Raw genomic sequence first — 18,393 nt, forward strand, 5'->3', positions numbered from 1 at the left:
ATGAGCGATGATGATTACGTCTACGACGAAGCCACCGGCGAGTGGGGGCCTGCCCCCGCTGCCGCTGCCGCAGACGGCCCCGTCGAGGTCCGCGACGCGGTCGGTAACCTGCTTGCGGACGGCGACAGCGTCACGTTGATCAAGGACCTGACCGTCAAGGGCGCGGGACAGACGCTGCGGCGCGGCACCGTTATCAAGTCGATCCGCCTGACCGGCGACGTGCAGGAGATCGACTGCCGCTACGACGGCATCAAGGGCCTCGTACTCCGCGCCGAATTCGTCAAGAAGCGTTGATACCTATCTAACTGAATGGGTTCATCCGGCGCGAGTTGTTTCACGTGAAACGAGGGGCGACCGCTCGCTTGCCCCACCACCGTTTGCAGCCTAGTTTCGGAGCCGAACGGAATCGGCACAGGGGCATCGGCATGGCGAAGTTCATCGTGGTGGCAGCGACGCTGGCGGGCGCGGTGCTCGGTACGGCGATCGGCGCGGTCGCGCAGGGCGGTTACTTCCCGCCGGCGCAGACCTACCGCCAGCCCGGCAATGCGCATTACCAGCCCTATATGGTCGATGCCCTGCAGGCGCTCCAGCACGCCCGCGGCCTGCTCGGCTCCGCCCCGCTCGACAAGGGTGGCCACCGCATCCGCGCGCTTGCCGCGGTCGACCAGGCGATCAACGAGACGAATGCCGGCATTCAGTACGCGAATACCCACGGGTAGGTGGGCTCCGGTTGAAGCTCCAATGCAACGAGCGGATTGATTACGCCTCCCGTCGCTGACTTCTGCTCGCAGGCGCGAAGGGCTGCAATTGGGCCGCAAGCCGCCACCTCACCCCAGCGCCCGGTACCTCGCCTCCGCCTCGGCGATATAGTCGCGCGTCAGCGGCAGCGCGTAGCGGTCCTTGGCCATCTGGACCTGAACGTTCATGTGGCCGTCGTTGCGGAACGCGGCGGTCGCGGCGGCGAGGTAGAACAGCCACATCCGGTAGAAACGCTCGTCATAGAGGGCGACGATGTCGGCCTTGTGGGCAACGCAGCGGCGGTACCATTCCTCCAGCGTCAGCGCGTAGTGGACGCGCAGCACCTCGATGTCGGTGATCCACAGCCACGCCTTCTCGATGTGCGGGACGATCTGCGACAGCGCCGGGGAATAGCCGCCGGGAAAGATGTACTTGGCGGTGAACGGGTCGGTCGCGCCGGGGCCGTCGGCGCGGGCGATGGTGTGGAGCAAGGCGACGCCGTCGTCGGCGAGCAGGCTGTGCACCTTGTCGAAGAACACCCGGTACTGCGGCAGCCCGACGTGCTCGAACATACCGACCGAGACGATGCGGTCGAAATGGCCGGTCAGCGCGCGGTAGTCGATCAGCTCGTATTTGACGTGGTCGCTGACGCCCGCGGCCTCGGCACGCTCGCGGGCGACCTTGAGCTGCTCCTCCGACAAGGTAACGCCGAGCACGTCCGCCCCGGAGACGCGGTGCAGGTACAGCGCCAGCCCGCCCCAGCCGCAGCCGATGTCGAGGACGCGGCTGTCGGGGCGGAGGTCGAGCTTGGCGGCGATGTGCGCGAGCTTGTCGGCCTGCGCCTGCTCCAGGCTGTTCGCCGGATCGGTGTAGTAGGCGCAGCTGTACTGGCGGTCGGCATCGAGGAACAGGTCGTACAGCCGGTCCGACAGGTCGTAGTGATGAGCGACGTTGCGCTTCGACCGCGCCGCCTGGTTGAACTGGCCGAGCCAGCCCGCCAGCGCCGCCTGCCGCCACAGCGCGAAGCGCACCGGGTTGTCGCGGCTCCAGCGGACGTTCCAGGTGACGGCGTTGACGACGTCGTTGATGTCGCCGCGCTCGACGATCATCGTACCGTCCATATAGCCCTCGGCGGCGCCCAGCGCGAGATTGCGCGCGATGGCCCGGGCCCGGGCAGCGGTCGTGCAGCGGAACGTCGCGGGCGGCACGCGGTCCGAGGGCGCGCCGAACCGGTGGACGACGCCTTTGTGGTCGATGACTTGCAGGTCGCCTTCGCGGATGATGCGGTCGAACAGCGTCTTCAATAGATACATGGCGCGTGGTCTATCGGGCGCGGGCGGTTTGGCCTAGCCTTTCCCCGGGCACGGTGGGGATACGGCACGATGGCGACACGGCGGCAGTTCCTTCACGCGGTCGCCAGGGCCGGCGGCTATAGCGCGACGTATGTCGCGATGCAGTCGATGGGGCTGCTCGCGGCGGCGTCCGCGGCACCGGCGCGGCCGTTCGCGCTGCCGCCCGGAAGCGGCAAGGGCATCCGCGTCGGGGTTCTCGGGGCGGGCATCGCGGGGCTGGTGGCGGCATACGAGTTGCAGCGCGCGGGCTACAGCGTCCAGGTCTTCGAGGGCAACAACCGCGTCGGCGGGCGGGTGTGGTCGGTGCGCGGCGGCGATACCGTCGTCCAGGCCGGCCGGCCCGACCAGCATTGTGCCTTCGACAAGGGGCTGTACCTCAACGCGGGCGCGGCGCGGCTGCCGACGCACCACCATCTGATGATGGGCTATGCGGCGTCGCTCGGCGTGCCGCTGGAGGTGGTGGTCAACGTCAACCGCAGCGTCCGTTACGACAACGAGGACCTCGTCGAGGAGCGGCAGGCGGTCAACGACACGCGTGGCGCGATCAGCGAACTGCTGGCCAAGTCGATCAGCCGCGGCGCGCTTGACGCCGAACTCAGCGGCATCGACCGCGAAGCGTTCTTGACGCAGCTCGACGGCTACGGCGCGCTCGACAAGACGCACCGTTATCTCGGCAGCGAGCGCTCGGGCTATGCGTCGCTGCCGGGCGCCTACGACAACACCGGCAAATTGCGCCCGCCGCTCGACCTGAAGAGCATTGTCAAGCACCGGTTCTGGGGCGCCGGCCTGAGCTTTGAGGAGCTGTTCGACCAGCAGGCACCGATGTTCGAGCCGGTCGGCGGCATGGACCGCATCGCTTACGCGCTTTACGAGCGGGTCAAGCCGCTGGTCGCGATGAACACCCGCGTCACCCGGCTCAGGCGCTCGGAGCGCGGCGTCACGCTGGGCGTCGGCGAAGGCGCTGCTGCCCGTACGGTGGAGGTCGATTTTGTCGTCTGCACTTTACCGGTGACCATGCTCAGCAAGGTCGACACCGACTTCACCCCGGAGCGCAAGGAGGCACTGGCCCGCACCCCGATGGCCCCATCCACGAAGGTGGCGTTCGAGGCGCGGCGGTTCTGGGAGCAGGACGACCACATCTACGGCGGGCTGGCGTGGACCCGGGCCGAGAACGAGGTCGTCTGGTACCCGTCGTCGGGCTTCAATTCGGCCAAGGGCGTGCTGATCGGGGCCTATGCCGCGGGCTACGAGGGCGAGGAGTCCGCGGACCGGTTCAGCAAGCGCTCGTTCGCCGAGCGCTTTGCGATCTCGACCGAAACCATCGAGCGCATGCACCCGGGCCTCTCACGCGAGCTGACCAAGCCGCTGACCGTCGGCTGGGCGCAGGGCCCGTGGTCGGGCGGCGTCGCGGTGTTCTGGGACGAGGCCGACGGCGGTGCGGGTCGTGGGGCGGACTATAAACTACTGTGCGCGCCGGAGGACCGGGTCGTCTTCGCGGGCGAGCATCTGAGCTATTTGCCGGCGTGGCAGGAGGGGGCGGCGGTGACCGCGCAGGCGGCGATCACGCTGCTCGCGGGGCAGGCGGCGGAGAAAAGGGTGGCGGGTTAGGGGCGGCCGCCACCCTCACCCGTCATCCCCGCCTACGCGGGAATGACGAACGCGATAGTGAGCTTCAGGCGGCAACCGTCTCCGCCCAGCCCGCTTCCTTTTCCGCCGCGCGCCGGTCGAGATCCGCCCGGCTGACCTTCTCGCTCGACGACTTGAGCTGGCCGCACGCCGCCATGATGTCCCGGCCGCGCGGGCGGCGGATCGGGGCAGAAATGCCGCCGGCGAAGACGATGCGCGAGAAGCTGTTGACGCGGTCCGGGGTCGAGGTCTCGTAGTCGCTGCCGGGCCAGGGGTTGAACGGGATCAGATTGACCTTGGCGGGCAGGTCGTACTTGCGGATCAGCCGGACGAGTTCGTAGGCGTCGGCGTCGCTGTCGTTCTTGTCCTTCAGCATGACGTACTCGAAGGTGATGCGGCGCGCGTTGTTGGCGCCCGGGTAGGCGGCGCAGGCCGACAGCAGTTCCTCGATGCCGTAGCGCTTGTTGATCGGCACGATCTCGTCGCGGATTTCCTTGGTCACCGCGTGCAGCGAGACCGCGAGGTTGACCCCGATCTCGGCACCCGCGCGCGCCATCATCGGGACGACGCCGCTGGTGCTCAGCGTGATCCGGCGCTTGGACAGGCCCAGCCCCTCGCGGTCCATGACGATCGCCAGCGCATCGCGGACGTTGTCGAAATTGTACAGCGGCTCGCCCATGCCCATCATCACGATGTTGGTGAGCAGGCGGCCTTCACCGTTTGTGGGCCACTCACCGAGCGCGTCGCGGGCCAGCATGACCTGCCCGACGATCTCGGACGCGGTCAGGTTGCGGACCAGCTTCATCGTGCCGGTGAAGCAGAAGCGGCAGTTGAGCGTGCAGCCGACCTGGCTCGAGACACACAGCGTGCCGCGGTCGGCGTCGGGGATGAAGACGCATTCGGCCTCGTTGCCGTCGTCGAAGCGCAGCAGCCACTTGCGGGTGCCGTCGCTGGAGACCTGCGCTTCCGCGACCTCGGGCCGGCCAACGACAAAGTGCGCGTCGATCAGCGCGCGCGCGTCCTTCGAGACGTTGGTCATCGCGTCGATGTCGGTGACGCCGCGGTTGTAGACCCAGTTCCAGATCTGGCTGGTGCGGAGCTTGGCCGCCTTGGCGTCGAGCCCGGCGGCTTCGAGGGCGGTGCGGAGCTGAGTGCGGTCGAGGCCGACGATCACGGTCTTGCCGTCGGCGCGCACGGTCGCCGCGCGCGGTACCGGGACCGGGTCGATGAGGCCGGGAATCTGCATCGGCGGCATGTAGGCGTCGAGGGCGGCGAAAGAAAGGCGCGCGGGGGTGAACCCCGCGCGCCCTGTCAGCTAGCCGTTGTGGCCGTCGCGACCACGGCCTTCGCCACGACCGCCGCGATCACCACGTCCGTCACCGCGCCCGCCCTGCTGGCCCTGCGGCTGAGCTTGCGGCTGCGGCTGGCCCTGCGGACGGGCCTGACCCTGGGGTCGAGCCTGGCCCTGACCGTTCTGGTTGCCCGGCCGGATGCCGAGCTGGGCGGCGCGCGGGTCGTTGGGGTTACCCTGATAGCCGCCGCGGTTGCCACCGTTCCCAGGCCACCCGTCACCCGGCCGCCCACCATTGCCATTCGCGTAGCCGGGTCGGCCACTGCCCGGTCGTCCATCGCCGAAGCCGGGTCGGCCACCGTCGGGCCGTCCGTCGCCCAGGCCCGGGCGTCCACCATTGCCGTTGTTGCCATAGCCCGGCCGTCCACCGTTACCGTGGTTGTCGTAACCGGGGCGCCCACCGTTACCGTGGTTGCCGTAGCCCGGACGCCCGCCGCCACCGTTGGCGTAGCCGGGGCGACCGCCGTGATAGCCGCTCGGGCGACCGTGGTTGCGCCAGTAATTCTGCTGGTCGCCCGACCACCGCCGGCGATGGCCGCCGCGGTCGTAGACGTAGTAGCCGGTGCCCGGGTAGTAGAAGTCACCGAACCAGCCGAAGCCGACGCCGGCATAACCGTAGGGCACCGAGCGGTAGCCGTAGGGATCGCCGTAATAGCCGTCGTAACCACCATCGTAGCCGGCGTTATAACCGCCGTCGGCATAATAGCCGCCGCCGTCGTCATAGCCGCCGCCACCCTGATAATAGCCGTCGCCGCTGGCGTAAGCGACACCGCCGCCACCATAGCCGTACTCGTCGGCACAGGCGGCCAGCCCGATCGTCGCAACGCCGATCAGGGCCGCTCGCATTAGGTTCAAACGTAACATGGGGAAGTCTCCGATCTGATACCCCCTTAACGCACCGGGCGGTTGAACGGATACTGAAGGCTATCGTAAGCCGCCGTTCACAGATCGTTTCGAAACCGCGACGGACGCTATTTGAGAGGATACGGCCCCTTCCCGCCCTCAGCGATGAAGCGGTCGATGCGCGCCGTCAGCACCGGCAGCGGTACCGAGCCGAGCGCCAGCACGGTGTCGTGGAAGGCGCGGATATCGAACTTCGGACCGAGCGCAGCCTCCGCCTTGGCGCGTGCCGCGACGATCGCCAACTCGCCGAGATAATAGCTCAGCGCCTGTCCCGGCCAGCCGATGTAGCGGTCGACCTCGGTGGTGATCTCGCGGTCGCTGAGCGCGGTGTTGTCGCGGAAGAACTGCTGCCCGCGCTCGCGGCTCCAGCCCTGCGCATGGATGCCGGTGTCGACAACCAGCCGGGCGGCGCGCCACATCTGGTAGCTCAGCATTCCAAAGCGCTCGTAGGGGGTCCGGTAGATGCCCATCTCTTGCCCCAGCTTTTCGCAGTAGAGCGCCCAGCCCTCGCCATACGCTGAGATGTACGACTTGGAGCGGAACGCCGGCTGCCCGGTCGCCTCGGCGGCGAGCGGGATCTGGAAGGCATGGCCGGGTGCCGACTCGTGCAGGGTCAGCGCCGGCAACTGGTAAAGCGGCCGTGACGGCAGGTCGTAGGTGTTGAGCAGGTAGACCCCGGGGCCACCGCGCCCGGCGGTGTAGAATGGCGCGATCTCGGCCGGCACCGGCACGATGCCGAAGCGCCCGCGCGGCAGGTGGCCGAACCACTTCGCCGCGACGTTGTCGAAGCTCTTGGCGGTCCATGCGGCGTCCTTGAGCAGCTCGTCGGGCGTCCTGGCGTAGAACTGCGGGTCGGTGCGCAGGAAGTGCAGGAACGCCGGCAGGTCGCCCCTGAAACCGGTCTCGGCCATGACGCCGAGCATCTGTGCACGGATCGTCGCGACCTCGCGTAAGCCCAGGTCGTGGATCGCCTCCGGAGTCATGTCGAGGGTGGTGTATTCGCGGATTTGCGCGGCGTAATAGGCCTTGCCGTCGGGCAGGTCGTAAGCCGCCAGCGTCGTCCGCAGGCCCGGCAGGTAGGTTTCGCGCAGGAACTTGAGCAGCGCCTTGTGCGCCGGGATCACCGCGTCCCGGATCGCCGCCGCACCCTCGGCCCGCAGTTCGGCCTGCGTCGCGAGCGCGATCCCGGCGGGCATTGCCAGGAACGGCTTGTAGTAAGCGGTCGCCTCGGGGCTGGCGGCGTCGGCGACGGCCGAGACCCCGGCGTCGCGGCCCGTCATCGTCACCGCGGGCGGGGTGTAGCCGCGGGCCAGCCCGGCGCGCATGTTCGCGGTCGCCTGCTCGAAGAAGCGTGGGATGTCGCGCATCTGGCTGATCCAGTTGCGGTAGTCCGCCTCGCGCGGGAAGCCGCGTTCGCCCTGCGAGGCGAGGTTGGACCAGAAGCTGCTGTCGGGGTTGGCGGGCATCTCCCAGTCGCGGAATTTCTGGCCGGCGACCATCGCATCGAGCTGGCCGGCATAGATGCCCCGGTCGACCTGGCTTTCGGGCGACAACTGGGCTGCGGGAATGGTGTCGAGCTCGGCGCGCGCCGCGGTCCATACCCGCAGCCGTTCGAGCTGCGCCGCGACGCCGATGTCGGGCAGGTGCGCGCGGACCGGCGCGTCGTCGTCCTCGTCGCCGCCGGTCTGGAGCTGCCGCCACGCCCATTCGCGGGTGTATAAGGTCTTGAACCGCGCCTCGGTCGCGGGGTCGGCGAGGGCGGGGGCCACCTGCACCAGTGTCAGTGCAACAACCGCCCCAACCAGCCACGTCTTTCGCATCGGTTCACCCTTGCAACTCCTTCCCGCGATTGACCGGCGCGGCCCGGCGGGTCAAGGACTGCGCTTCATGGATGACCCCGCCGACTTCGACCCGCGCGCGCTGCGCGATGCCTTCGGCGCCTTCGCGACCGGGGTCACCGTCGTCACCGCGGTCGACGTCGACGGCAACCGCGTCGGACTGACTGCCAACAGCTTTTCCAGCGTCTCGCTCGACCCGCCGCTGCTGCTCGTCTGCCCGGCGCGCACTGCGTCGGCGCTGCCGGTGATCCAGGCGAGTGGACGCTACGCGGTCAACGTCCTCAACCTCGACCAGCAGTCGGTCGCCGAGCAGTTCACCCGGCGCGGCGTCGACCGCTTCGCCGATGCGCCGTGGAGCGACTGGCACGGCCTGCCGGTGCTGGCCGGCACTTGCGCCAGCTTCGTTTGCGACCTCGAGGCCGAGCTCGACGGCGGCGACCACGCGATTCTCGTCGGCCGCGTCCGGGCGCTGCGCATCGATGCCGAGGCCGAGCCGCTGCTTTATGTTCGCGGCCGCTACCGCCGGGTCCATGTCGCGCGTTAGGCGGGAGTGACGCCGCCCGCCGCTTCCCGAAACGCCGCTGCCGGGCAGGGTGGAGGCGCGACAACAGACGACGACCCCGCTGCCGCCGCCGAGACCGCCGCGCTCGCCAAGGGCGGCCGCACCAGCTTCTTCGGTTTCCTGCTGCGCCTGATGGCGCGGCTGCCGTTCCTGTTTATTGCCGGGCGCATGACGGGCTACGGCGCCGACGCGCTCGGACGCTTCGCCTACGCCACGTTGGTCGTCGAGCTGATGGCGCAGCTGGCGACAATGGGTCTCAAGCGCGGCCTCGCTGCCGAGCTTGCGAGGGGCGACCGCCCCGATACGCACGTGGTGGCCGACGCTCTGCTGCTGGCGTGGATCGGCGCGGCACTCGGGGCGGTGCTCCTGATCCTGCTGCCGTGGGTGGTGTTTCCGGAGCGCGACATCAGCGGCTTCGACCGCTTCTTTCCGCTGATCGCGCTCGCGATCGTCGGCTCCGATGTGTCCCTGGCGGCGCTGGCGTTCCGTCGGGACATCGGTGCGACGGTGCGTGCGCGCTCGGTGGTGGAGCCGTGGACACTGTCGATTTGCGCCGGGCTGCTGGGCTTCACACAGTTGGGCGGTGACGGACTGATCGTCGCCTACGCGATCTCGCTGACCGCGGCCTGCACCGCGTCGCTGGTGCCGCTGCTACGCAATTTCGGGTTGCCGCGCGGCTGGCGGCCGCACCCCGGGCGCATGCTCGCGATGGCGCGCGCCAACCTGCCGCTGGCGGGTGCCGACGTCGCCGACTGGGGCTCGCGGCGGCTCGACCTGTTCATCCTCGGGCGTTTCGCCGGGCCCGAGATCATCGGGATCTACTATGTCGCGCAGCAGGTCGCTTCGCTGCCGCAGAAGCTCAAGACCAGCTTCGACCCGATCCTCGGGCCCGTCGTCGCGGTCAACCTCGCGAAGGGTGATACGCACGCGGTCGCCGGGCATATCCGCCAGATCGGCTTCTGGATCGGCGCAGCGCAGCTCGGCATCGTGCTGGCGCTTGGGCTGCCGGGCCGTGCCCTGATGGGGCTGTTCGGCCCGGCCTTCGCCGCAGGTGCGCCGATCCTCGCGCTGCTGCTGACCGTCGAGCTGTTCGCGGCGCAGGCTGCGGTGACCGAGGGCGCGCTGATCTACATCCGCCGCCACGCCAATTTGCTGTGGTCGCTGGCCGGGATTGCGGTGCAGGTCGCGGTCACCCTGCTGCTCGTCCAGCGCTATGGCGGCGTCGGTGCGGCGGCCGGCCTCGCCAGCGCAGCGCTGTTCCTGTCGATCGTCAAGACGCAGGTCCTCGGGCGTGCGCTCAAGGCCCCGGTCAGCGGCTGGCGCTGGTCGTTGCTCGGGGCGGGCATCCCGGCCTTCGCGGTCGGGGTCGCGGTCCAGCAGATCCCGCGCGGGCTGGTCGTCGCCGGGGTCAAGATCGGCGAGACGCTGCAGCTGACCGTCGGCATCATCGCGATCCTCGGTGTGTTCGGCGGGCTGGTCTGGACCTTCGGCTTCAAGGGCCCCGACCGGCTGTTGTTCAAGCGCTCGCTCGGCTAAGCATCGCCCCAACAAAGGGGAGCGTCATCGTGGCCGAATTGAACCGTACCGTCCGTCTCGCGCAGCGCCCGACCGGGCTGCCCGACGCCGCGACCTGGGCGATCGCCGACGAGGCGATGCCCGAGCCCGGTCCTGGCGAAATCCTCGTGCGGGTCGACTATCTGTCGCTCGATCCGGCGATGCGCGGCTGGATTAACGCGGGCCGCTCGTACATCGCGCCGGTCGAGATCGGCGCGGTGATGCGCGCCGGTGGCATCGGCGAGGTACTCAAGTCGAACACCCCCGCCTACGCACCCGGCGACCTCGTCCACGGCATGCTCGGCATCCAGAAATTCGCCGCGCTCCGCACCGACAGCAGCGAGCCGTCGCAGCGGATGTACAAGATCGACACCGGCCTCGCGCCGCCGCAGACGTGGCTCGGCCTGCTCGGCCTGCCCGGGCTGACCGCATACTTCGGCCTGCTCGATGTCGGCGCGCTGAAGGACGGCGAGACGGTCGTGGTGTCGGCGGCGTCGGGCGGCGTCGGCGCGCTGGTCGGGCAGATCGCCAGGCTTAAGGGCTGCCACGTCATCGGCATCGCCGGCGGACCCGAGAAGTGCCGCTTCGTGGTCGACGAACTCGGCTTCGACGCCTGCATCGATTACAAGGCCGACGGGCTGTACAAGGCGTTGCAGGGCGCGCTCGGCGAAAAGCGCATCGACGTGTATTTCGACAATGTCGGCGGCCCGATCCTCGAAACCTGTATGACCTTGCTCGCGATGCACGCCCGGGTCGTGATCTGTGGCGCGATCGTCGGCTACAACGATAGCTCCAAGATCCAGGGGCCGCGGACCTACCTAAACCTGCTGGTCAGCCGGGCGCGAATGGAGGGCTTCGTGGTCTTCGACTATGCAGACCGCTACGCAGAGGCGCAGGCGGCGATCGGTGGCTGGCTTCGATCGGGCAAGGTCAAGCCACTGGAGGACATCCGCACCTGCATCGACAACTTCCCGGGCGCGCTCAACGACCTGTATTCGGGCGGCAATTTCGGCAAGCTCATTCTGAAGCCCTGACCGATCTCCGTCTCGGCCGGCGGAGCGCGAGCCCGGTTGCGGCGAACCCGGTCACCAGCATCGCCCAGGTCGCGGGTTCCGGCACCGCCTCTAAGGCCGCGAAGCCGGCTGCACCGTTGGCGGCGAACTGGAACTTCAGGACCCGGCCGCCATAGTCGACGACGTAGAGGTTGTGATTGCCGTCCTCGCCGAACGACGACGGGCTGATCGGGCCGAATCCGCTGAGCGCCGATGAAATGTCGGTGAAGCCGCTGCCGTCGAGGCCCATGGTGAAGATCTTGCCCGCGACGAAATCGCCGAACACATAGCGCCCCGACAGTTCGGCGAGCTTGGCGCCGCGGAAGACGTAGCCGCCGGTGATCGCCTGGCCGACGCCATGGTCGTAGGTCACGATCGGCGCGACCGCGTTTGAGGGAGCGGGGTCATTGACCCCCGGCGTCGGAATGTTGCCCTCGAGCGCCCTCCAGCCGAAGTTCTGGCCGCTGGTGCCGGCGGCGATGCGGTCGATCTCCTCGCGTGCGCCCTGACCGACGTCGCCGATCCACAGGTCGCCGGTGGTGCACCGGCTCGTAAAGCATCGGTTAGCGGAGGTGCTCCAGGACCGCGAACCCATAGCGACCGAGGTCGACGCGGAGGACCGAAACTTCACCGAGCACGAGGTCGGCAAGGCTGTCGATGCGGCGCCCGGCCATGCGGCACAGCGTTTCGTACAGCGATGAGCACTCGGTCTCGAAGCTGCGGTCGAGCCGCCGGTCGAGCCTGTAGACGTCGACTTGAATCACGCTAACCCCCCGGCTGGTGCGGAACGACCAGAGTGAATCACGACCGCGTTCCCCCGGCAAGAGCCAAACGGTCAGGCATGTTGCAGCGCAGCGCAAATCGTCGCGGATCAGTGTCTGAAATGCCGCATCCCGGTGAACACCATGGCAAGTCCCCGTTCATCGGCCGCCGCGATCACGTCGGCGTCGCGGATCGAGCCGCCGGGTTGGATGACCGCGGTCGCACCCGCCTCGGCGGCGGCGATCAGCCCGTCGGCAAACGGGAAGAACGCGTCCGAGGCGACGACGCTGCCGATCGTGCGCGGCTTGGCCCAGCCAGCGGCGGTGGCTGCGTCATCGGCTTTCCACGCCGCGACCCGGGTGGAATCGAGGCGGCTCATCTGGCCCGCGCCAATGCCGGCAGTGCTGCCATCGAGGGCATAGACGATCGCGTTCGACTTGACGTGGAGCGCGACGGTCCAGGCGAACAGCATGTCGCTGAGCTCGGCCGCGGTCGGTGCGCGCTTGGTCACGACCTTGAGTTCGGCCTCGGTCACCATGCCGTTGTCGCGCGTCTGGACGAGCCAGCCGCCGCCGATCTGGCGCACCGCGAGGCCGCTCCGGCGCGGGTCGGGGAGGTCGCCGGTCAGCAGCAGCCGCAGGTTCTTCTTGCCCGCGAACACCGCCTTCGCTGCATCGTCGGCGTCGGGTGCGATGACGACCTCGGTGAAGATCGCGGTGATCGCCAGCGCGGTCGCTTCGTCGAGCGTGCGGTTGAGCGCAACGATGCCGCCGAACGCCGACACCGGGTCGCAGGCCAACGCGGCGGCGAACGCCTCCGCCGGCGTGTCGGCCTGCGCGACGCCGCATGGGTTGGCGTGCTTTATGATCGCGCACGCGGGGCGACCGTCGCGGAACTCGGCGATCAGCTCGAGCGCACCGTCGGCGTCGTTGAGGTTGTTGTAGCTCAGCTCCTTGCCCTGGACCTGGGCCGCCTGCCCGACACCGCGCCCGTGCGGCCCGGCCGGGGTGTAGAAAGCCGCCTGCTGGTGCGGGTTCTCGCCGTAGCGCAGCACCTGCGGCGCGTGCAGGACGAGCGGCAGCACCTCGGGGAACAGCTGGCGCTGGTCAGCGAACCCAAACCAGCTGGCGATCATCGAATCGTAGGTCGCGGTCGCCGCAAAGGCCTTGGCGGCCAGTGACTTGCGGAACGCCAGGTCGGTGGTGCCGCCGCCGGCATCGAGCGCCTCGATCAGCCCGGCATAGTCGCCGGGTGCCGTGACGCAGGCGACATAGGCGTGGTTCTTGGCCGCCGAGCGCACCATCGCCGGGCCGCCGATGTCGATGTTCTCGACGATCTCGTCGCGGGCCGCACCCTTCGCAACGGTTGCCTCGAACGGGTAGAGGTTGACCACCAGACAGTCGATCGGCGCGATCTCGTGCTCGGCCATCGACGCGGCATGGGTCGCGTCGTCGCGCAGCGCCAGCAGGCCGCCGTGGACCTTGGGGTGGAGGGTCTTGACCCGGCCGTCCATCATCTCCGGGAAGCCGGTGTGGTCGGCGACGTCGGTGACGCTCAGCCCGGCGTCCCGGAGCGCCATGGCGGTGCCACCGGTTGAAAGCAGTTCGACGCCGTGGCGGGCGAGCGCGGTGCCGATCTCGACCAGCCCGGTCTTGTCGCTGACGGAAAGGAGCGCGCGGGTGATCTTGATACGGTCGGGCATGGCAGGTCCTGGTCGGTAGCGAAGCGCGAGCGCTTAGGCGAAATTACCGACCGGGGCGAGGCGCCCGGCTACTTTCCCGCCCGCTTGAAAGACCAGTGGACGCTGTCGGCGGCGGGCGCGGTGATCACCAGCTGCTGGGTGCGGACGGGGCGACCGTCGTCGCCGATCCACAGGCTCGCCTCGACAGCGAGGCTGCCGCCCCGCGTGCGGAACTGCCAGACCCGGCCGCCCTCGAGCCGCAGCAGCGCGCCGAGCCCGTCGGCGGTCGGCAGCGCCTCGACGCCGGGCCCGAGGTGGAAGCGCACGTCGATGCGGCCAGCGGGGCGGCGGCCGCGACGGCCGGTTACGGGCTCGAGTCCGTCCTCGCCGCGGAGGTCGGCACCGTCGGCGCTGAGGAACAGCCGGCGGCGGTGCATGACGCCGTGGCGGCGCGCATAGCCGTCGTGGGCGAGGTCGAGCCAGTGGCCCGCCTCGCTCTCCTGCCGGTGCGCGACGACCTCCTCGACCCCGCGCCCGAGCGCGCCATCGGGCCGGATGCGGGTCGAGTTGGTGTCGTCGAGGATCAACGTCGAGTGCGCCGCGGTGGTGCGCAGGCCCGCCGCGAGTTCGGGGGGCAGTGGCTTCGGCAGGCCGCGCCCGCCGCCGCAGTTGACCACGAGCAATAGCGGCCCATCGGAAAGCTCGAACGCCAGGGTGCCGGCATGCGCCCCGACCGCGACCCGGGCGACCGGCGGTGGGCCGGCGTCGGCGACCAACAAAGTTCGTCCGGCGGACAGCCTCTGGTAGCCCGAGTCCGCTCCGTGCCGCGCGGCGCGCACCGCTTCCCCGCCCGCCAGCGCGATGTCGCGGTCGACCCGAGCCGCATCGACGCCGCTGCTACCGTGCCAGTGGCCGGGGCGGCCGTCGCCCATCGTCACAGATTTCAGTGCCGGGATCAGGCGGGCGATCGCCTGGCCAAGCGGGGGCGTCGCCGGCTCCTGCCGCGCCGCATAGACCGCCTCGAGCAGGAGCAGGAGTTCGAGCAGCTCGACCTGGTCGACGGGGGCGCGGGTGACGATGCCGCCGTCGGGGAGCAGCACCGCGTCGAGGCTGCGCGCCAGCCCGGTCTCGCCGCGGGTCCGCCGCGCCTCGCCGCCGGCGATCAGCAGCCCCGCCGCGATCAGCCCGGCGAAGGCGGTGACGCGGGGCAGCCCATCGGGCAATTTGTCGATGGCGCGGTCGAGGTGGCGGGCCCAGCGCGCCATCGCGTTGAGCACCGCCGACCGGTAGACGTGGTCGGTCGACGACAGGATGTACGGCGCATAGGCGGAGCCGAACAGCAGCCGGCTGGCGCACAGGTCGGGGCGCCAGCTCAGCGTCTCGAACTCGGCATGGGCGACCAGCCAGCGCGCCACCAGCGGTTCCGCGGCGCGGGCGCCCTCGGCGCGACCGGCGGCGGCGGCCAAGTCGCGGAGCCAGGCGAAACCATTGACCCAGTCGCGCCAGGCCTCGGGGGCGGACGGGTCCTGGAAGGCGGCGGTGGCGGCCCCGGCGTTGTGGCCGGCGTGGATCAGGCGGCCCGCGAGCAGCCGCTCGCCGACGCCCGCATCGCCGGGGATCGGGTCGGTCGGCACCGCGACGAGGCGCAGCGGGTAGCGGCCGCGCAGGCGCAGGCGGTGGAGCGGGGAACGGTAGCCGATGTGCTGGAGCCGGTGACCGAGTTTCTCTGACAGCGACAGCCCCTTGTCGCCGCCGATCCGCAGTAGGCGCTGGCCCTGCGGCGCGATGACGGTGCCGCCGGCACTGTCGACACTTGAGCCCGCGACAACGTTGACGCCGGGGAACCGCGCGTCGTCGTCGTCGTGGTTCACCCGCGGAGCCGCGCGATGTTGGCGGCATACTGCGACGGCCCGCCGGTAAACGTCGCGGTCCCGGCAACCAGCGCGTCCGCCCCCGCCGCTATCGCCAGCGGTGCGGTCGTGGCGTCGATGCCCCCATCGACCTCGAGGTCGATGGCGCGGCCGCTGGCATCGATCATCTTGCGGATCGCGGCGATCTTGCGGAGCTGGCTGTCGATGAAGCGCTGCCCGCCGAAGCCCGGGTTGACGCTCATCACCAGCACCAGGTCGATGTCCTCGATGATATAGTCGAGCGTCTTGGCAGGCGTCGCCGGGTTGAGCGACACGCCGGCGCGCTTGCCCAGGGCCTTGATGCGCTGGACGGTGCGGTGAAGGTGCGGCCCGGCCTCTGGGTGGACGGTGATGGTGTCGGCCCCGGCCTCGGCGAATGCCTCCAGGAAATGATCGACTGGCGAAATCATCAGGTGAACATCGAAGGGCAGGCCGCAATGGGGCTTGAGCGCCTTGATCACCGCTGGGCCGATCGTCAGGTTCGGCACGAAATGCCCGTCCATGACGTCGATGTGGAGCCAGTCGGCACCGGCTTCCGCGACGGCGCGGACTTCCTCGCCGAGCCGGGCGAAGTCGGCGCTCAGAATGGAGGGGGCAATGCGGACAGGTTGCTGCATGATCAGGGTCTAGCAGGGCATTACGTACGCCGGAAGCGTTACGACTTGCCAAATTTTGGGGGTCACCAATGCTTTAAACGCCGAAGGGCGCGCCCAGCCCCCCGGACGCGCCCAACTCGGTGACGAGCCGAAACTGGTCAGGCGGCGAGCGCCCCTCAAGCGGATACGTGGAACTCGAGCATCCGTAGTTTTAATCACCTTGTCGCCGGAAGCATCGCAAGACTCATGCCAACCGATCCTTCCACGGTGATCGGTACGCCTCCGGAAGGAAACTGTAAGGCCTGGTTTACACTTTGGTAACGCGCGCGACGAAAAAGCCGTCGAGGCCGCCGACTTCGGCGAGCATGCCGGGCAGGATTCGAAGGTCGTTGTCGGGCGTTGGAACGATGCCCTGCGGCAGTTCCGGCATTCCACTCGCGCGGCTCATGTCGGGGTTGCGCGCCAGCAGCGCCGCAAGCTGGTCCTCGCCCTCGCGGCGCTCGAGCGAGCAGGTCGAGAAGACCAGCGTTCCTCCCGGCACCAGCCAGCCGCACGCGCGGTCGAGCAGAGCCGCCTGGAGTTCGAGCAGCGGCGCGAGATCGCGCGACGAGCGGGCGTAGAGCACGTCGGGATGGCGGCGGAAGATCCCGGTCGCCGAGCACGGCGCATCGAGCAGGATGCGGTCGTACTGGCGCTTGGGCTGCCACTTCAGCGCGTCGGCGACGATCAGCTCGGCCTTGAGCTGTGTGCGCGTGAGGTTGTCGCGAACTCGCTCCATGCGCTGCGCCGAGATGTCGAGCGCGGTCACCGAGGCTCCGGCCGCCGCGAGTTGCAGCGTCTTGCCGCCGGGTGCGGCGCACAGGTCGAGCACCGCCTCGCCGGCTTTCGCCCCGAGCACGCGCGCCGGCAGGCTCGCGGCGAGGTCCTGGACCCACCACGCGCCGTCGCTGAACCCTGCGAGCTGGGGCACCGCGATGCCGCGCGGCAGGCGGACGTGGCCCGGCATCAGGCTGGTGCCACCGAGTGTCTCGACCCAGGTGTCGGTGCTTCCGGCGTGATGGAGCGTCAGATCAACCGGCGGCTCGCTGGCCAGTGATACCGCGGCGGCGGCGGCAACGTCCGGCCCCCACGCCTCGCTCCAGCGCAGCGCGAACAGGTCGGGCAGCGTCGGCACGTCCGGTAGTTTGGCTTCCTCCCGCAGCAAGCGCGACAGCACCGCATGCGCCAGCCGGCGCGGCCCGCCCTCGAGCTGCGCCAGCGTCGTCGCGATCACCGCGTGGTCGGGGGTGCCGAGGAGCAGGTGGCCCGCCATGCCGGTGCGCAGCGCCATGCGGGCGCGGGCATCCTCGGGCAGCGGGCGTTGGGTGGCAGAATCGATGATCCGGTCGAGGTCGGGCAGCCAGCGCAGCACCGAACTGGCGAGGTTGCGCGCCAGGGCCCGGTCGTCGGGTCGCTGGATGCCGCGCAGCGAGGTGTCGAGCGCGCCGTCGAGCGGCAGGCCGCGGTTGAGGACCGCATCGAGCAGCCGCGCGGCACCGCGCCGGGCCGGCAGGCCAGGGGGCTCGGGGGCTCTCAAGTCTTGATCTGACGGCTCAAGAAATTACCGATCTTCTTGAAATAGGTTTCGGGAAACAGGCGGACGAGACGGTCGATCATGCGGGCGTCGGGGCCGATCAGGACGCGGTGGCGGCCCTGTTCCATGCCGTCGACGATGACCTGAGCGGCCTGTTCGGGAGTGGTCGGCGAGCTTTTCTCGAATGTGTCGGCCTGGTCGAAGTTGGAGGGTATCGGCATCGCGCCGACGTACTTGCTGTTGCGCACGACGTTGGTCTTGATGCCGCCCGGATGGACGCGGACGACACGGATCGCGGGATGCGACACCGCGAGTTCGAGGTGCATCGCCTCCGACAGGCCGCGGACCGCGAACTTCGATGCATTATAGGCCGACTGTCCGGGATAGCCCATCATGCCGAAAACCGAGCTGATGTTGACGATCCAGGCCTGCGGACGGTCCTTCAGGTGCGGCAGGACGTGGCGGCAGCCGCTGACGACGCCGCCGAAGTTGACCGCCATGACGCGGTTGAAGTCGGCCGCGGGGGTGTCCTCGAACGAGCCCATCACGGTCAGGCCGGCGTTGTTGATGATCCCGTCGAGGCCGCCGAACTCGGTCGCCGCGGCGTCGATCCAGCCGCCGACCGCGGCGTCGTCGCTGACGTCGAGCACGGTCGTCGAGTGCGGATAGTTGCCGAGCATCGTACCGGTCGCGGCCAAAGTGTCGGCGTCCTTGTCTGCGAGGGCGAGCTTGCAGCCCTTCTTCGACAGGTTGAGCGCGAGAGCTCGCCCGATGCCGCTGCCGGCACCGGTGATCGCGATCGTACGTCCGTCGAGTTTCGCCGCAGGATAGATCATGACCGGTCCCCTTCGCCGTTGTTCGGCGTTGCATTGGGGAGTAGCGCAACGAGCTTCCA

Annotated in this window: 17 protein-coding genes; 6 read left to right on the top strand and 11 right to left on the bottom strand. The window is 69.3% G+C overall.

Going from position 1 to position 18,393, the window contains the following annotated elements:
- Positions 1 to 294, top strand: coding sequence for an alkylphosphonate utilization protein (locus KX816_00935; protein QXQ06681.1), 294 nt, complete (start codon positions 1 to 3; stop codon positions 292 to 294).
- A 131-nt stretch (positions 295 to 425) separates the two neighbouring features.
- Entirely contained in the window at positions 426 to 719 is a 294-nt protein-coding gene (locus tag KX816_00940; GenBank protein QXQ06682.1) for a hypothetical protein, read from the top strand.
- A gap of 108 nt (positions 720 to 827) precedes the next feature.
- On the opposite strand, the gene KX816_00945 is transcribed toward KX816_00940, so the two are convergent.
- Complete coding sequence (locus KX816_00945) at positions 828 to 2,051, bottom strand: cyclopropane-fatty-acyl-phospholipid synthase family protein (protein ID QXQ06683.1); 1,224 nt, start codon at positions 2,049 to 2,051, stop codon at positions 828 to 830.
- Positions 2,052 to 2,189: 138 nt separating this feature from the next.
- On the opposite strand from KX816_00945, the gene KX816_00950 reads away from it, so the two are divergent.
- Entirely contained in the window at positions 2,190 to 3,698 is a 1,509-nt protein-coding gene (locus tag KX816_00950) for an FAD-dependent oxidoreductase (GenBank protein ID QXQ08326.1), read from the top strand.
- A gap of 64 nt (positions 3,699 to 3,762) precedes the next feature.
- On the opposite strand, the gene rlmN is transcribed toward KX816_00950, so the two are convergent.
- From rlmN to KX816_00965, 3 genes are all read right to left on the bottom strand, one after another.
- Entirely contained in the window at positions 3,763 to 4,962 is a 1,200-nt protein-coding gene (rlmN, locus tag KX816_00955; protein QXQ06684.1) for a 23S rRNA (adenine(2503)-C(2))-methyltransferase RlmN, read from the bottom strand.
- A gap of 69 nt (positions 4,963 to 5,031) precedes the next feature.
- A complete protein-coding gene (locus tag KX816_00960; protein ID QXQ06685.1) occupies positions 5,032 to 5,931 on the bottom strand; it encodes a peptidase in 900 nt (299 codons plus the stop codon).
- Between the two features lie 107 nt (positions 5,932 to 6,038).
- Positions 6,039 to 7,790 carry a DUF885 family protein gene (locus tag KX816_00965; protein ID QXQ06686.1) on the bottom strand — a complete coding sequence of 584 codons (1,752 nt, stop codon included), beginning with the start codon at positions 7,788 to 7,790 and terminating at the stop codon, positions 6,039 to 6,041.
- 67 nt (positions 7,791 to 7,857) lie between these two features.
- Here KX816_00965 and KX816_00970 point away from each other — a divergent pair, with 67 nt between their 5' ends.
- From KX816_00970 to KX816_00980, 3 genes are all read left to right on the top strand, one after another.
- Positions 7,858 to 8,352, top strand: coding sequence for a flavin reductase family protein (locus KX816_00970; GenBank protein QXQ06687.1), 495 nt, complete (start codon positions 7,858 to 7,860; stop codon positions 8,350 to 8,352).
- A 150-nt stretch (positions 8,353 to 8,502) separates the two neighbouring features.
- The gene (locus tag KX816_00975; protein QXQ08327.1) at positions 8,503 to 9,906 is read left to right on the top strand and encodes a lipopolysaccharide biosynthesis protein; all 1,404 of its coding nucleotides are present in this window, start codon (positions 8,503 to 8,505) and stop codon (positions 9,904 to 9,906) included.
- Positions 9,907 to 9,935: 29 nt separating this feature from the next.
- A complete protein-coding gene (locus KX816_00980; protein QXQ06688.1) occupies positions 9,936 to 10,958 on the top strand; it encodes an NADP-dependent oxidoreductase in 1,023 nt (340 codons plus the stop codon).
- On the opposite strand, the gene KX816_00985 is transcribed toward KX816_00980, so the two are convergent.
- The 7 genes from KX816_00985 to KX816_01015 form a co-directional block, all read right to left on the bottom strand.
- Positions 10,942 to 11,226 (bottom strand): PEPxxWA-CTERM sorting domain-containing protein, encoded by a 285-nt coding sequence (locus KX816_00985; GenBank protein QXQ08328.1) that lies wholly within the window; start codon positions 11,224 to 11,226, stop codon positions 10,942 to 10,944. The genes KX816_00980 and KX816_00985 overlap by 17 nt on opposite strands.
- A 313-nt stretch (positions 11,227 to 11,539) precedes the next feature.
- The gene (locus KX816_00990) at positions 11,540 to 11,740 is read right to left on the bottom strand and encodes a hypothetical protein (protein QXQ06689.1); all 201 of its coding nucleotides are present in this window, start codon (positions 11,738 to 11,740) and stop codon (positions 11,540 to 11,542) included.
- Between the two features lie 107 nt (positions 11,741 to 11,847).
- A complete protein-coding gene (purH, locus tag KX816_00995; GenBank protein QXQ06690.1) occupies positions 11,848 to 13,440 on the bottom strand; it encodes a bifunctional phosphoribosylaminoimidazolecarboxamide formyltransferase/IMP cyclohydrolase in 1,593 nt (530 codons plus the stop codon).
- Positions 13,441 to 13,508: 68 nt separating this feature from the next.
- Positions 13,509 to 15,158 (bottom strand): heparinase II/III family protein, encoded by a 1,650-nt coding sequence (locus KX816_01000; GenBank protein ID QXQ08329.1) that lies wholly within the window; start codon positions 15,156 to 15,158, stop codon positions 13,509 to 13,511.
- Positions 15,159 to 15,286: 128 nt separating this feature from the next.
- Positions 15,287 to 15,946, bottom strand: a complete 660-nt coding sequence (gene rpe / locus KX816_01005; GenBank protein ID QXQ06691.1) for a ribulose-phosphate 3-epimerase — start codon at positions 15,944 to 15,946, stop codon at positions 15,287 to 15,289.
- 286 nt (positions 15,947 to 16,232) lie between these two features.
- Entirely contained in the window at positions 16,233 to 17,501 is a 1,269-nt protein-coding gene (locus KX816_01010; GenBank protein ID QXQ06692.1) for a methyltransferase domain-containing protein, read from the bottom strand.
- Entirely contained in the window at positions 17,498 to 18,334 is an 837-nt protein-coding gene (locus tag KX816_01015; protein ID QXQ06693.1) for an SDR family oxidoreductase, read from the bottom strand. Before KX816_01015 ends, KX816_01010 begins: the two co-directional genes overlap by 4 nt.
- Between the last annotated feature and the right edge of the window lie 59 nt (positions 18,335 to 18,393).

The organism is Sphingosinicellaceae bacterium, from assembly GCA_019285715.1.
In the GTDB taxonomy this organism is placed as follows: Bacteria; Pseudomonadota; Alphaproteobacteria; order Sphingomonadales; family Sphingomonadaceae; genus Glacieibacterium.